The 13,516-nt window shown below is 73.5% G+C and carries 12 protein-coding genes; 9 read left to right on the top strand and 3 right to left on the bottom strand.

What is annotated here, in order from left to right; genetic code table 11:
* Positions 1-109 precede the first annotated feature (109 nt).
* From FLL47_RS11080 to FLL47_RS42815, 3 genes are read left to right on the top strand one after another with little or no spacing between them, the layout of a single operon-like run.
* On the top strand, positions 110-1,120 hold the full coding sequence (locus FLL47_RS11080) for a hypothetical protein (protein WP_144120387.1): 1,011 nt from the start codon (positions 110-112) through the stop codon (positions 1,118-1,120).
* Positions 1,113-3,863 (top strand): FtsK/SpoIIIE domain-containing protein, encoded by a 2,751-nt coding sequence (locus tag FLL47_RS11075; protein ID WP_246157791.1) that lies wholly within the window; start codon positions 1,113-1,115, stop codon positions 3,861-3,863. Before FLL47_RS11080 ends, FLL47_RS11075 begins: the two co-directional genes overlap by 8 nt.
* A complete protein-coding gene (locus FLL47_RS42815) occupies positions 3,860-4,516 on the top strand; it encodes a hypothetical protein (protein WP_186315660.1) in 657 nt (218 codons plus the stop codon). The genes FLL47_RS11075 and FLL47_RS42815 overlap by 4 nt, the downstream gene beginning before the upstream one ends.
* A 119-nt stretch (positions 4,517-4,635) precedes the next feature.
* Here the strand turns inward: FLL47_RS42815 and FLL47_RS11065 are convergent, their stop codons facing one another.
* The gene (locus FLL47_RS11065) at positions 4,636-6,627 is read right to left on the bottom strand and encodes a protein meaA (RefSeq protein ID WP_144120386.1); all 1,992 of its coding nucleotides are present in this window, start codon (positions 6,625-6,627) and stop codon (positions 4,636-4,638) included.
* A 127-nt stretch (positions 6,628-6,754) separates the two neighbouring features.
* Here FLL47_RS11065 and FLL47_RS11060 point away from each other — a divergent pair, with 127 nt between their 5' ends.
* Both FLL47_RS11060 and FLL47_RS11055 read left to right on the top strand, forming a co-directional pair.
* Positions 6,755-7,618 carry an ABC transporter ATP-binding protein gene (locus FLL47_RS11060; RefSeq protein WP_246157789.1) on the top strand — a complete coding sequence of 288 codons (864 nt, stop codon included), beginning with the start codon at positions 6,755-6,757 and terminating at the stop codon, positions 7,616-7,618.
* A 55-nt stretch (positions 7,619-7,673) separates the two neighbouring features.
* Positions 7,674-8,540: an ABC transporter permease gene (locus tag FLL47_RS11055; RefSeq protein WP_144120384.1), complete on the top strand. Its 867-nt coding sequence runs from the start codon at positions 7,674-7,676 to the stop codon at positions 8,538-8,540.
* Positions 8,541-8,652: 112 nt separating this feature from the next.
* On the opposite strand, the gene FLL47_RS11050 is transcribed toward FLL47_RS11055, so the two are convergent.
* Positions 8,653-9,501: a 3-hydroxyacyl-CoA dehydrogenase family protein gene (locus tag FLL47_RS11050; RefSeq protein ID WP_144120383.1), complete on the bottom strand. Its 849-nt coding sequence runs from the start codon at positions 9,499-9,501 to the stop codon at positions 8,653-8,655.
* A 141-nt stretch (positions 9,502-9,642) separates the two neighbouring features.
* Here FLL47_RS11050 and FLL47_RS11045 point away from each other — a divergent pair, with 141 nt between their 5' ends.
* Positions 9,643-9,963 carry a hypothetical protein gene (locus tag FLL47_RS11045; RefSeq protein ID WP_144120382.1) on the top strand — a complete coding sequence of 107 codons (321 nt, stop codon included), beginning with the start codon at positions 9,643-9,645 and terminating at the stop codon, positions 9,961-9,963.
* A gap of 192 nt (positions 9,964-10,155) precedes the next feature.
* Here FLL47_RS11045 and murA read toward each other — a convergent pair whose 3' ends face one another.
* Positions 10,156-11,532, bottom strand: coding sequence for a UDP-N-acetylglucosamine 1-carboxyvinyltransferase (gene murA / locus FLL47_RS11040; RefSeq protein ID WP_144120381.1), 1,377 nt, complete (start codon positions 11,530-11,532; stop codon positions 10,156-10,158).
* On the opposite strand from murA, the gene FLL47_RS11035 reads away from it, so the two are divergent.
* The 3 genes from FLL47_RS11035 to FLL47_RS11025 are packed head-to-tail and all read left to right on the top strand — an operon-like array spanning position 11,531 to position 13,512.
* Positions 11,531-12,109, top strand: a complete 579-nt coding sequence (locus tag FLL47_RS11035; protein ID WP_144120380.1) for a cob(I)yrinic acid a,c-diamide adenosyltransferase — start codon at positions 11,531-11,533, stop codon at positions 12,107-12,109. The two genes, murA and FLL47_RS11035, sit on opposite strands and share 2 nt — an antisense overlap.
* Complete coding sequence (locus FLL47_RS11030; protein WP_425457678.1) at positions 12,106-12,492, top strand: VOC family protein; 387 nt, start codon at positions 12,106-12,108, stop codon at positions 12,490-12,492. The genes FLL47_RS11035 and FLL47_RS11030 overlap by 4 nt, the downstream gene beginning before the upstream one ends.
* A 48-nt stretch (positions 12,493-12,540) precedes the next feature.
* Complete coding sequence (locus FLL47_RS11025; RefSeq protein WP_144120378.1) at positions 12,541-13,512, top strand: ATP-binding cassette domain-containing protein; 972 nt, start codon at positions 12,541-12,543, stop codon at positions 13,510-13,512.
* Positions 13,513-13,516 lie beyond the last annotated feature (4 nt).

Genomic DNA, 13,516 nt, shown 5'->3' with positions numbered 1-13,516 from the left:
TCAGCGTGCCCGGATCAGCTCACGCCGTCGGTGACGAGCGTAGCGAGCGAATCAGCAGGCCCAGGTCAGCTCATGCCGTCGGTGACGAGCGCAGCAAGGAGGCGACGGCATGAGCCTCGTTCAAGATCTTGCCGACCAGTTGCGGGTGGCCCGCGAGGAACTGCCGCTGCCGCAGGTCTCCGCCGCCGCCGAACGCCTGCGCAGCGCCACCGGGCTGCTGGCCTGGGTGCTGCACCACAGCGCGACCCCGGTCAGCGTGCCCGACCTGAGCCGCGCCGTCGAGCGCCTGGACCACGCCGCCGCCGCGCTGCGGGTCGCCCAGGACCGGCTCGACGAGTACGCGCTGGCGCTGGGCATGCCCGCCGATACACACGCCCGCCACGACGAGGGCTGGCAGGCCACCGTGCCCGCCCAGGCCCCGCGCGGGGAGGCCACCGGCTCCGGTGACTGCCGCCTCGCCGACTGGTGGGGAGAGCGGATCGCCGCGCTGACCGGCGAGGGCTTCTCCGCGTCCACGCTCACCGGCGACCGCGCCGACGCCGCGCAGTCCAGCGCCGAGCTGCTGCGCCGCTGCGTACAGGCGGCCCACGACGGCGACCGCAGGCGGCTGCACCGCCACCTGGCCGCGGCGGGCCCCGCCGTCGGCCTCGGCCTGGCCGCGATCGCACCGCCGCTGCTGCGCCAGCTCGCCGCCGACCTGGTCGGCTACCCGCCGCGGCTGGAGGACCTGGCCCGGGTACGCCGGGCCGCCCTGGCGCTGCCCTCGGAGCTGCTGCCGCAGCTGCCCGCCGAGGCGGCCGAGGAGATCGTGGCGCGGGTCTGCCACACCTCGCCTCAGCGCACCGCCGACCGGGCGCCCACCCACCCGGTGGACGCCGCCACCGCCGCCGCGCTGCTGGTCGCCGCGCTGCTGCGGGCCAACGGCCGGCCCGCCGACGAGCTGAACCAGATCATCGAGGCCGAACGGGCCGCCGCCGGGGCCGCGCAGCAGCGGGCCACCGAACGGGCCGAGGCCCACCGGGCCGCGCTGCGCATCACCGACAGCGGCCGCCGCCGCTCCGCCGTCGACGAGCTGGGCCGCGTCACGCAGCCCACGGCTCGCCGCCGCAGCGGTGGCTGAGCAGGACGCCGCGACTGCGCCGACCAGCCGAGGGATCGTCGCGGCGGTACGCAGGGAACTGGCCGCGGCCCGGCACGCCGCCCGCGCCTCGCTGGCCGCCACCGCGGCCGCCCGGGCCGCCGCGCTGGCGCAGCTCGACGCCGTCCGGCGCTCGGCTCCGCGACGGCGCGACGAGCTGCTGTCGACGCGTGACACGGCCCTGGCCGAGGCACGGGCCCGTCGCGAGCGGGAGACCGCGAAACTCGGCCGGGGCCTGCTCGGGCTCGCCGAGGCCGCCGCGCCCGGCACCGCGGGCAGCCCGTGGACGTCGTGGCGACCCGGGATGAAGCCGGAGCAGCAGGCCGGGCTCACCCCCGGACTGCTGCGAGTCGGCTCGCTGGTGCAGGAGCCCGCACCGGCGACGCCCGTCCCGGCCCTGGTGCCGCTGCTGGACACCGCACACCTGAGCGTGTCCGGCGATGGCGTGGCCGCGGTGGACGCCCTGATCGGGGCGATGCTGCTGCGCGCGCTGGCGTCGGTGCCGCCCGGTTCGCTGCGGATCAGCGTGTACGACCCGGGCCGGCTCGGCGGCGCACTGGCCGGGCTCGCCCCGCTGGCCCCGGCGGGCCTGATCTCGTACCTCGGGCCGGGCGGGCTCGCCCCGCTGCTCGACGACCTCGCCGAGCAGATCCGCCGGATCAACGAGAACGTGCTCGGCGGGGTCTACCTGAGCGTGGCCGAGCTGGCCGCGGAGACGGGCCGCCGCCCCGAGCCCTGGCGGGTGGCGGTGCTGCTGGCCGACCCGAACGGCGCGGAGCTGTCCAAGGCCGAGCGGGCCCAGCTCGACCGGGTCGCCCGCACCGGCGTCGCGGCCGGCGTACACCTGATCAGCCGGGGTTTCGACCTCGCCGCCGACACCGACGTCGAGTCGATCGCGATCCGGGCCAACGGCACGGCCCGCACCAGCCTCACCGGCGAGATCCCGGTGCGGCTGGACGCCCCGCCGGGTGCGGCCCTGGTCACCGGGGTCTGCCGGGCGCTGGCCGAGCAGGCCACCGCCGGGCCGCCGCCGGTGCCGTTCGCCGCGCTGCTGCCCGACGAGATCTGGCAGCAGTCCTCGGCCGAGGCGCTGCGCGCGCCGATCGGCGAGGGCACCGACGGCCGCTTGGTCGAGCTGGTGCTCGGCGACGACCCGCCGCACGCCCTGATCGGCGGCCCGTCCGGCTCGGGCAAGACGAACCTGATCTACTGCTGGCTGGCCGCGTTGGCCACCCGCTACTCCCCCGGTGAGCTGTCGCTGTACCTGCTGGACTTCAAGGAGGGCGTGTCCTTCGCCCGCTTCGCCCCCGGCACCCGCGACCCCAGCTGGCTGCCGCAGGTGCGGCTGGTCGGCGTCAACGTCAACAGCGACCGGGAGTTCGGCCTGGCCCTGCTGCGGCACCTGGCCGAGGAGCTCAAGCGCCGGGCCACCGCCGCCAAGCAGCACGAGGCGACCAAGCTCGCCGAGCTGCGGGCCGAGGACCCGGCAGGCAACTGGCCGCGCATCGTCGCCGTGATCGACGAGTTCCAGGTGCTGCTCGGCGCCCGCGACGCGGTCACCAGCGAGGCGGTGGACCTGCTGGAAGACCTGGCCCGCCGGGGCCGCTCGCAGGGCATCCACCTGGTGCTGGCCAGCCAGGACGTGTCCGGCATCGAGGCGCTGTGGGGCCGCTCCGGCCTGGTCTCGCAGTTCACGCTGCGCATCGCGCTGCCCAAGGCGCGCCGCATCCTGTCCGATGTGAACCTGGCCGCCGAGCTGATCCCGCGCTGCCACGCCGTGGTCAACGCCGACTCCGGCGTGCCGTCGGCCAACACCATCGTGCGGCTGCCCGACGCGGGCGACCGCGCGACCTGGCTCGGACTGCAGGAGCAGCTGTGGTCGGCCCGGCCCGACGGCGCCGAGCCGCCCCGGCTGTTCGACGGCGACTCCCGCCCGCTGTTCCCCCTGCTGCCGCCACCGCCCGCGCCGGAACTGCCCGCCTCGGTGGGCGCGGTGGCCCTGCTCGGCGAGACCATCGACGTGACGGGCCGCCCTGCCACACTGCGGCTGAACCGCGCGCCCGGCCGCAACCTCGCCGTGCTCGGCACCCGGGCCGACGAGGCCTGCGCGGTGCTGCTGGCCGCCGGGCACGCCCTGGGCAGCCAGCACACGTCCGGCTCGGCCCGGTTCAGCGTGCTGTGCCTGGACTCCGATGCGACCACGCCCGCCAAGTCGCTGCACGCGGTGCTCGAGGCCCGCCACCGCTGCGACTGGTACGACGCCGACGGCGTCACCGGCCTGCTGGCCGAACTGGCCCAGGAGCCGCCACCCGACGCCGGAGGCCGCGACCGCGGTGCTCCCGAGCTGCCTGCTCCCCCGCACTACGTCTTCGCCTTCGCGATGGACGCGGTCGCCGCGCGGCTGGCCGCCAAGCCAGGACCGGGCCTGCCCAGCGGCCACGAGCTGCTGCGCACCGTGCTCGCCCGCGGGCCGGAACGGCGCACCCACCTGCTCGGCTGGTGGCGTACGGTCGCCCGGCTGCGCGACGATCTCGGCGGCCCCGGCGCCCGTTTCGACGCGATCGGCGCCTGGGTGGCGCTCGACGTGCACGGGCCCGAGCTGTCCGCGCTCTACCCGCAGCCCGGCGGGCCGGCCTGGTTCCCCCGGCTCAACCGGGCCCTGCACTTCGACCGCGCGGTGCACCAGCGAGCGCAGATCATCATCCCGTACGAGGTGGCCCCGTGACCTCCCCGCCGACGGTCCGCTACCGCGCGCTGATCGCCGACCTGGTCGCCGCGTCCCGGCGGCACGAGGCGGCGCTTACCGCGGCCGTGCAGTCCCATGCGGACGGCATCGCCACCATCGAGCACGACCTTGCCGCGGCCGACGACGCGGTGGTCGCGGCGACCGCCCGGATGGCGCACGCGCAGCGCCTCGTCGCGCAGACCGACCTCGCGGCGGGCGCCCTGTGGGACGAGCTGAAGCAGGTACGCGGCCGCCGCGGCCGGCGGCTGGGCCCCGTGCCGCCCCCGCTGCCGCTGCCCGAGCAGCCCGCCTCCGCCGCCACCGACCCGATCCCGCTGCTGGAGAGCGCCGCCGCCCGCATCGACCGGGCCCAGCGCGGCGGTGAGAAGCTGCCGCCGCTGATCCTGCCGCTGCTGTTCGCCCTCGGCGCGGCCTGCGCCGCCGTGGTCACCCTGATCGCGGCCTTCCTGCAGGACCACGGCCCGGCCGGCCTGCTCGCCGGCTGGCTGGTCCTGCTCGGCGCGCCGCTCTCGGGCCTGCTCCCCGGCCGCGACCTCGCCGACCGCTGGTTCGGCGCCCGCCTCGACCCCGGCGCCATCGCCCTCACCATCCTGGCCGGCATGCTCGCCACCACCGCCCTCACCCTCGCCTGACCCCCGCGCACCCCGAGCTCCACCGCGTTGATCATGAACTTGTGGCACGGCTCGACGGCGCGTCGTGCCCCTAACTTCATGATCGGTCCGGATCGGCGGGACGCGATCGGTGCGGCGGATCAGGCCAGGCCGTGGCGTTCGCGTACCACGGTGACGAGTTCGGCCATGATGTCGGTGAGGGCGAAGTCCTTGGGGGTGAAGACGCGGGCCACGCCGGCCTCGCGCAGCACCTCGGCGTCGTCCTCGGGGATGATGCCGCCGACGACGACCGGCAGATCGGCCAGCCCGGCCGCGCGCAGCCCGTTCAGCACCGCGGGCACCGCGTTGAGGTGCGAGCCGGACAGCACCGACAGGCCGACCAGGTCCACGTCCTCCTGCACCGCCGCCGCGACGATCTGCGCCGGGGTGAGACGGATGCCCTGGTAGACGACCTCGAACCCGGCGTCGCGGGCCCGTACGGCGATCTGCTCCGCGCCGTTGGAGTGCCCGTCCAGGCCCGGCTTGCCGACCAGCAGCCGCAGCGCCGGGCGCGCCAGCTCGCGGGCCGTGGCGTGCACGCGCTCGCGGACCCGGGCCAGTGACCCGTCCCCGCCGCCGGAGACGCCGCTGCTCAGCCCGGTGGGGGCGCGGTACTCGCCGAACACCTCGCGCAGCACGCCCGCCCACTCGCCGGTGGTGACCCCGGCGCGTACGCACTCCAGCGTGGCCGGCATCAGGTTGCGTGACCCGGCGGCCTCGGCCCGCAGCCGGTCCAGCGCCTCGGCGGCGGCCGACCCGTCGCGCTCGGCGCGCCAGCGCTGCACCGCGTCGATCGCGGCCTTCTCCGCGGCCGGGTCGACCTGCTCGATGGCCTGCGCGCCCGCGGCGGTCAGCGGCGACGGCTCGGTCTCGATGAACCGGTTGACGCCGACCACCACGTCCTCGCCGGACTCGACCCGCCCGCGACGGCGGGCCAGCGAGGCGACCAGGGCGCTCTTGAGGTGCCCGCTCTCCACGGCGACGACCGCGCCGCCGAGTTCCAGCACTTCGGCCAGCTGCTTGCGGGCCCCGTCGGCGATCTCGTCGACCAGCCCTTCGACCACGTGCGACCCGGCGAACAGGTCGGGGTATTCCAGCAGGTCCGACTCGTACGCCAGGACCTGCTGGAGGCGCAGCGACCACTGCTGGTCCCACGGGCGGGGCAGGCCGAGGGCCTCGTTCCAGGCGGGCAGCTGCACGGCGCGGGCGCGGGCGTCGCGGGACAGGGTGACGCCGAGCATCTCCAGCACGATCCGGGCGACGTTGTTCTCCGGCTGCGGCTCGGTCAGCCCCAGCGAGTTGACCTGTACGCCATAGCGCAGGCGGCGCTGCTTGGCGTCGGTGACGCCGTACCGGTCACGGGTGATCTCGTCCCAGAGCCGGTTGAACGCGCGCATCTTCGCCATCTCCTCGACGAAGCGCACGCCGGAGTTGACGAAGAACGACACGCGCTGCACGACCTCGCCCATGCGCTCGGGCGGGACCTGGCCGCCGTCGCGCACCCGGTCCAGCACCGCGACCGCGGTGGCCAGCGCGAAGCCGACCTCCTGCACGGGCGTCGCGCCGGCCTCCTGGAGGTGGTACGAGCAGATGTTGACCGGGTTCCAGGCGGGCGCGTTCGCCACGGTCCACGCGACGACGTCGGTGGTCAGGCGCAGCGACGGGCCGGGCGGGAAGATGTACGTCCCGCGCGACAGGTACTCCTTGATGATGTCGTTCTGGGTGGTCCCCGCCAGCGCGGCCGGGTCTGCACCCTGCTCCTGCGCGACGGTGACGTACAGCGCGAGCAGCCACATCGCGGTGGCGTTGATGGTCATGCTGGTGTTCGCGGCGGCCAGGTCGATGCCGTCGAACAGGGCCCGCGCGTCGCCGAGGTGCGCCACGGGCACACCGACCCGGCCCACCTCTCCGGCGGCGAGCTCGTGGTCGGGGTCGTAGCCGGTCTGCGTGGGCAGGTCGAAGGCGACCGACAGCCCGGTCTGGCCCTTGGCCAGGTTCCGCCGGAAGAGCGCGTTGGTGGCCGCCGCGTTCGAGTGGCCGGCGTAGGTGCGCATGACCCAGGGACGGTCACGATCGGCGAGACGAGGCTCCATACGCCGATGCTAAGTGAACGTTCAGTAACTTGTGCCGGTGAAGTATCTCACTGGGGGTTCGTGGCGTCGCTCGCGTCCGGCCGAGCAGCGGCGGGTCTCGACGCGGCCCTGACGTATGGTGCCGGGTGTGACTCACGAAGAGCTGGCGATCAGCGTTTCCGGGCTGCGGAAGTCCTATGCGGACAACGTCGCGGTCGCGGGGGTCGACCTGGCCGTGCCGCCGGGCGAGGTGTTCGCGCTGCTGGGCCCGAACGGCGCCGGCAAGACCACGACGGTCGAGATCCTGGAGGGGTTCCGCACCCGTGACTCCGGCCAGGTGTCCGTGCTCGGCATCGACCCGGCCAAGGCCGACCGCGACTGGCGTCGCCGGGTCGGCATCGTGCTGCAGGGCACCGGCGAGTTCGACGAGCTCAAGGTGCACGAGGTGGTACGCCACTTCGCCCGCTTCTACCCGAATCCGGCCGACCCCGACGAGGTCATCGAGCGGGTCGGGCTGAGCGAGAAGGCCAACTCGCGCACGCACACCCTCTCCGGCGGCCAGAAGCGCCGGCTCGACGTGGCGCTGGGCATCGTCAACCAGCCCGAGGTGCTGTTCCTCGACGAGCCGACGACGGGCTTCGATCCGGCCGCGCGGCGCGAATTCTGGGACCTGATCCGCGGGCTCTCGCACACCGGCACCACCATCCTGCTCACCACGCACTACCTGGACGAGGCCGAGGCGCTCGCGGACCGGGTCGGCGTGATCGCCCGCGGCACCATGATCGCCGTGTCGACCCCCGCCGAGCTGGGCGGGCGGCACCTGGCCACGGCCACGGTGAGCTGGCGCGACGACGGCGGCCCGCGCAGTGAGGAGACCGACCGGCCCACCGAGGTGGTGCAGCGGCTGGCCGCCTCCTTCGGCGGTGAGGTGCCGGAGCTGACCGTCACCCGGCCCACGCTGGAGGACGTCTACCTGAAGATGATCGGCGAGAACGGGCAGGGGGCGGCGTGAGCGAGCGAACGATGTCATCGGTCGGCGCCGTCGACGAGCGTGGCGAGGAGACGGCATGAGCACGCAGACCGTGGAGCAGGAGACCGCGCAGCCCGCCGCGCGGCAGGCGGGCGCAGGCGGACTCAGCCTGGCCCTGGCGCAGGGTGGGATCGAGTTCAAGCAGTTCGTGCGTACCCGGGAGTCCCTGGTCTTCACGCTGCTCTTCCCCGTCATGCTGATGCTGATCTTCGGGTCGATCTTCGGCAGCACGATCATCACCCCGCCCGGCGAGAACCCCGCGGTGACCCTGTCGCAGTACTTCGTCACCGGCATGATCGCCTCGGGCATCATGGCCACCGGCTTCCAGAACCTGGCCATCACCATCCCCATCGAGCGGGACCGGGGTGTGCTCAAGCGCTACCGCGGCACGCCCATGCCGAAGTGGGTCTTCTTCGCCGGCAAGATCCTCTGCGTGGCGGCGCTCGCGTTCATCGCCGTTGTCCTGCTGCTCGGCGTCGCGGTGGCGCTCTACGACCTGCGCCTGCCCGACACCGGGCAGAAGTGGTTCACCTTCGGCTGGGTCAGCGTGCTCGGCCTGATCGCCTGCACGCTGTGCGGCATCGCCTTCTCCGGCGTCGCGAAGACCGGCCGGGCCGGACCGGCCGTGGTCACCCCGATCGCGCTGATCCTGCAGTTCACCTCGGGCGTGTTCTTCGAGTACCAGGACCTGCCGCACTGGATGCAGCAGTTCGCCGCGCTGTTCCCGCTCAAGTGGATGTGCCAGGGGTTGCGCAGCGTGTTCCTGCCTGAGTCGTTCGCGAGCCAGGAGGTCGCCGGCTCGTACGAGCTGGGCCGGGTGGCCCTGGTGCTCGCCGCGTGGTGCGTCGGCGGCCTGATCCTGTGCCTGCTCGGCTTCCGCTGGACGACCAAGCGGGAGGGCTGACCCGAAACATAGACGCTGGCCTATAACATCGACTTCGATCGACCGAAACTCGATGTAATAGGCCAGCGTCTATGAAAAACGGGGCCGCGGCGCGCGGCGCAGTGGAGCGTGGTCAGTACGTGTAGAAGCCCTTGCCGGTCTTGCGGCCCAGCTCGCCGGCCGTGACCATGCGCTGGAGCAGCTCCGGCGGGAAGAACTTCGGGTCGGCGGTGTCGGTGTAGATGTTGCGGGCGGCGTGCGCCAGGATGTCCACGCCGGTGAGGTCGGTGGTGGCCAGCGGGCCCATGGCGTGGCCGAAGCCCAGCTTGCAGGCCGTGTCGAGGTCCTCGGGCGTGCACACGCCGGACTCGACCAGCTTGACCGCCTCCACGACCAGCGCGGCGATCAGGCGGGTGGTGACGAAGCCGGCGATGTCACGGTTCACCACGATGCAGGTCTTGCCGATGCCCTCGGCGAACGCCCGCGCGGTGGCCAGCGTCTCGTCGCTGGTGCGGTGGCCGCGGACCAGCTCGCACAGCTTCATCATCGGCACCGGGGAGAAGAAGTGGGTGCCCACGACCATCTCGGGCCGGCCGGTGGCGGCGGCGATCTGGGTGATCGGGATGGCGGAGGTGTTGGTGCCGAGCACCGCGTCCGGCTTGCAGATGCGGTCCAGCGCCCGGAAGACCTCCTGCTTGATCTCCAGCTTCTCGAACACCGCCTCGATCACGATGTCGGCCTCGGCCGCCGCCTCGAGGTCCGTGGTGGTGGTGATACGTGCCAGCGCGTCCTGGGCGTCCTGTTCGGTGATGGTGCCCTTGGTGGCGAACCGGCCCAGCGAGGTGCGGATGCCGTCCAGGCCGCGCCCGGTGGCGGCGTCGTCGAGGTCGCGCAGCGTGACCTGCCATCCGGCCTGCGCCGCCACCTGGGCGATGCCGGCGCCCATGAGTCCCGCCCCGATGACCGCGAGCTTCCCTGCCATTGCACTGCCTCCCAGTGGGGAACATGAACCGGTGTCGTCCGGCCGCCGGTGACGCGCGGCCGACCGCAGTCGAGCCTAAACGATCGCTCAGGAGGCCGCGAACGGCCTCGCGACCCCACCACGGAGGTGCAGACTGGGATCATGCCTGCTAGTGCCTATCTCGCCGGCCCGATGGTGGCGATCCTGACGATCGCCGTCCTCGCCGTGGTCCTGCACCGCGGCCTGCAGCGCGACGCCGAGACGCCCGCCCCGCTCGCGCCGAGCCCCGCCCTCGACGACTACGGCCTGCTGGCCAGCGCCGCCGTGGTCCGCACCCTGGCCGACGCCGCGCTCATCCGCGAGCACCTGCACAGCGTCGGCATCCGCGCCACACTCGCCACCGCACCCGACGGGCGGATCCGGGTGCTCGTCTTCGCCGACGAGGTCAACCGCGCCCGCCGCGTCGTAGGCGAAACCCGCTGAACCCCGGTTGCCGTCAACGCCGCCGGCACCCGGCCCCATCACCCCGCCCGCCCGGCCCGCCGGATGCCCCGCGGGCCTGGCCCACGGCCCGCGCGACTCTTGGACTTGCGGCCTCAGAGACGGTCTTAGGCCGCAGTCTTTGAGAGTCGCGGCGCGCGACCCGACGCCCGTGGGCGTCGGGTCGGGTCGGGGTCAGAAGCCGTATTCGGGGTCGGCGGGGGTTTCGGCGCGTTCGACCTCGACGCCGAGGGCGCGCAGGTCACCGGCGAAGTCGGGGTAGCCGCGGTCGATGTGGTGGACCGCGCGGACCGTGGTCACGCCGTCGCCGCAGAGGCCGGCGATGACCAGCCCGGCCCCGGCGCGGATGTCACTGGCGGTGACCTCGGCGCTGGACAGGTTGTCCCGGCCGCGAACCATGGCGTGGTGGCCCTCGATGCGGATGTCCGCGCCGAGCCGCTTGAGCTCCTCGGCGAACATGAACCGCCCGTCGAAGATGTTCTCCGTGATCAGCGAGACGCCGTCGGCCACCGCCGCCATGCCGATCGCCATCGGCAGCAGGTCGGTGGCGAAACCCGGGAAGGGCAGCGTGCGTACGTCCACCGCGGCGGGCCGGTCGGCGATGCGCACCCGGAACCAGTCGGGGCCGTAGTCGACCGCGCCGCCCGCCTGCTGGATCTTGTCCAGAGCGATCTCCAGGCAGCGCGGGTCGATGCCGCGCACGGTGACGTCGCCGCGGGTCATCGCGGCCCCGAAGGCCCAGGTGCCGGCCACGATGCGGTCGCCGATGGTGGCGTGCTCGACGGGCTGGAGCTGGCGTACGCCGTGCACGGTCAGCTCGGAGGTGCCCGCGCCCTCGATGCGCGCGCCCATCCCGGTCAGCATCCGGCAGATGTCGACGATCTCCGGCTCGCGCGCCACGTTGTCGATCACCGTGGTTCCACGGGCCAGCACGGCCGCCATCAGCAGGTTCTCGGTAGCGCCGACGCTGGGGAAGTCCAGGCTGATCTTCGCGCCGTGCAGGCCCGACGGAGCCTCGGCGACCACGAAGCCGTGCTCGCCGCTGATGTCCGCGCCCATCTTCGCCAGGCCGGACACGTGCATGTCCAGCCCGCGGGAGCCGATCGCGTCCCCGCCCGGGTGTGCCACGCGCACCTTGCCGCAGCGTGCCAGCAGTGGCCCGAGCACGCAGATCGACGCCCGCAGCCGGCGCACCAGCTCGTAGTCGGCCTCGGGGTGCAGCCGGGCGGGCACGTTGATGCGCACCCGGTCGTCCTCGAAGGCGACGTCCGCGCCCAGCCGCCGCAGCACCTCGCCCATCAGCGCGATGTCCGTGATGCGCGGCACGTTGGTGATCACGCTCTCGCCCTCGGCCAGCAACGCCGCCGCCATCAGCTTGAGCGCGGAGTTCTTCGCGCCGACCACGGCGACTTCGCCGGCCAGCCGTACGCCGCCCTTGACCCGGATCACATCCACATCGGCCATCGTAGAAGCCGGACCCCCCGCCCGGACGCCCGCCAGCAACGCGCCGACGGAGTCACCACCGTCGGCCACCATTAGGCTCGCTGTCATGGCTGTTCACCTCACCCGCATCTACACCAGGACCGGCGACGCCGGCACCACCGCGCTCGGCAACGGCGAGCGGGTGGACAAGACCGATCCGCGCATCACCGCGTACGCCGATGTGGACGAGTGCAACGCCGCTCTGGGGGTGGCGCTCGCTCTGGGCAACCTAGCCGATGATGTGCGGAATGTACTGACCCTCGTCCAGAACGACCTGTTCGACGTGGGCGCCGACCTGTGCAACCCGATCACCCCCGATCCGAAGTACCCGCCGCTGCGCGTCACGCAGGACTACGTCACCCGCCTGGAGGGCTGGTGCGACGAGTTCAACGCACGACTGAGCAAGCTGGATTCTTTTATCCTGCCGGGGGGTTCGCCGGGTGCGGCCCTGCTGCACGTCGCGCGCACCACCGCCCGGCGCGCGGAACGTTCCTCGTTCGCGCTGCTGAGCGTGGACGCGGAGCGCACCGGCCCGCTGCCCGCACAGTATCTCAACCGGCTCTCCGATCTGCTGTTCATCCTCGGAAGAATCGCCAATTCCGATGGCACCGCCGACGTGAAGTGGGTGCCCGGGGCCAACCGGTGAGCCTGCACCACGTCGAGGTGTGGGTGCCGGACCTCATGGCGACCGAGCGTTCCTGGGGCTGGCTGCTGACCGAGCTGGGCTGGGTCGAGCACCAGCGCTGGGCGGCCGGGGTCTCCTGGCGGCACGGCACGGCGTACGTCGTCTTCGAATGCTCCCCCGACCTGGTCGCCGGGCGGCACGAGCGCCGCGCCGCAGGGCTGAACCATCTGGCGCTGCACGCGGGCTCCCCGGCGGACGTGGACCGGCTGGTCGCCGCGGCGGGCGGGCACGGCTGGCGGCTGCTGTTCGCCGACCGGCACCCGCACGCGGGCGGTCCGGGGACCTACGCGGCCTACCTCGAGGACGAACAGGGCTACGAGGTCGAGCTGGTCGCGACCCGGTAAAAGGGCGGATCCGGCTCGCCGGGTCCACACCGTGACTACCGTGTGTCCATGGCCGCTGCGATCGTCGTGGAAGGGCTGGTCAAGCGGTACGGCTCGGTGACCGCGCTGGCCGGCCTCTCCCTGAGCGTGCCGGAGGGCGCCGCGCTGGGCCTGCTCGGGCCGGATCGGTCCGGCAAGACCACCGCGGTGCGCATCATGGCCACCCTGCTGCGCCCGGACGCGGGCAGCTGTCTGATCAACGGCGTCGACGTGCTGTCCCGCCCAGGCTGGGCACGCCGGGACATCGGCGTGTGCGGACAGCGCCCGGCCGTCGACGACTTCCTCTCCGGGTTCGAGAACCTGGAGCAGCTCGGACGGTTGCACCGGCTCGGCCGACGGCGCGCCCGAGCGCGGGCGGAGGAGCTGCTGGAGCGGTTCCACCTGAGCGAGGCCGCGCACCGGCCCGCGCGCTGCTACCCGGCCGGCATGCGCCGCCGCCTCGACCTGGCCGGCGCGTTGGTGGCCGCACCGCCCGTGGTCCTGCTCGACGAGCCGACCGCGGGGCTGGACCAGCGCAGCCGACTGGGCATCTGGGACGTGATCAGCGAGCGGGTTCGCGACGGCACCACCCTGCTGTTGGCGACCCGGCACCTGGACGAGGCCGACGAGCTCGCCGACCAGATCGTGGTGCTCGACCGCGGTCACGTGCTCACCCGCGGCACGCCGGAGGAGCTGACCCGGCACATCGGCGGCGAGCGGCTGCAGGTCGTGCTGGGCAACCGGGCGGAGACCCAGGTCGCCGAGGACATCCTGAACCGCGTCTGCGGCGGCCAGGCAGTCGTCTTCCCGGATCAGCACCTGGTCCAGGCTCCCGTCGTCGCGGGCACCCCCGCGCTGGTCGAGCTGGTGCGCAGGCTCGACGCGGCCGGGATCGAGCCGGTCGACATCGGCATCCACCGGGCCAGCCTCGACGACGTGTTCCGCAAGCTCACCGGCCAGGCGGCCACCCCCACCCTGGCCGACGAGGAGGCCCGGACGTGAACGA

The organism is Catellatospora sichuanensis, from assembly GCF_007483665.1.
Classification (GTDB): domain Bacteria; phylum Actinomycetota; class Actinomycetes; order Mycobacteriales; family Micromonosporaceae; genus Catellatospora; species Catellatospora sichuanensis.
The sequence above is the reverse complement of the archived record's forward strand: the minus strand, read 5'-3'. Positions and strand labels throughout refer to the sequence as shown.

Excerpts from the sequence above, each read along its gene's own strand:
- FLL47_RS11045 (WP_144120382.1), top strand. The coding sequence starts at position 9,643 with ATGCCTGCTAGTGCCTATCTCGCCGGCCCGATGGTGGCGATCCTGACG.
- FLL47_RS11035 (WP_144120380.1), top strand. The coding sequence starts at position 11,531 with ATGGCTGTTCACCTCACCCGCATCTACACCAGGACCGGCGACGCCGGC.
- FLL47_RS11080 (WP_144120387.1), top strand. The coding sequence starts at position 110 with ATGAGCCTCGTTCAAGATCTTGCCGACCAGTTGCGGGTGGCCCGCGAG.
- murA (WP_144120381.1), bottom strand. The coding sequence starts at position 11,532 with ATGACAGCGAGCCTAATGGTGGCCGACGGTGGTGACTCCGTCGGCGCG.
- FLL47_RS11065 (WP_144120386.1), bottom strand. The coding sequence starts at position 6,627 with ATGGAGCCTCGTCTCGCCGATCGTGACCGTCCCTGGGTCATGCGCACC.
- FLL47_RS11050 (WP_144120383.1), bottom strand. The coding sequence starts at position 9,501 with ATGGCAGGGAAGCTCGCGGTCATCGGGGCGGGACTCATGGGCGCCGGC.
- FLL47_RS11055 (WP_144120384.1), top strand. The coding sequence starts at position 7,674 with ATGAGCACGCAGACCGTGGAGCAGGAGACCGCGCAGCCCGCCGCGCGG.
- FLL47_RS11025 (WP_144120378.1), top strand. The coding sequence starts at position 12,541 with ATGGCCGCTGCGATCGTCGTGGAAGGGCTGGTCAAGCGGTACGGCTCG.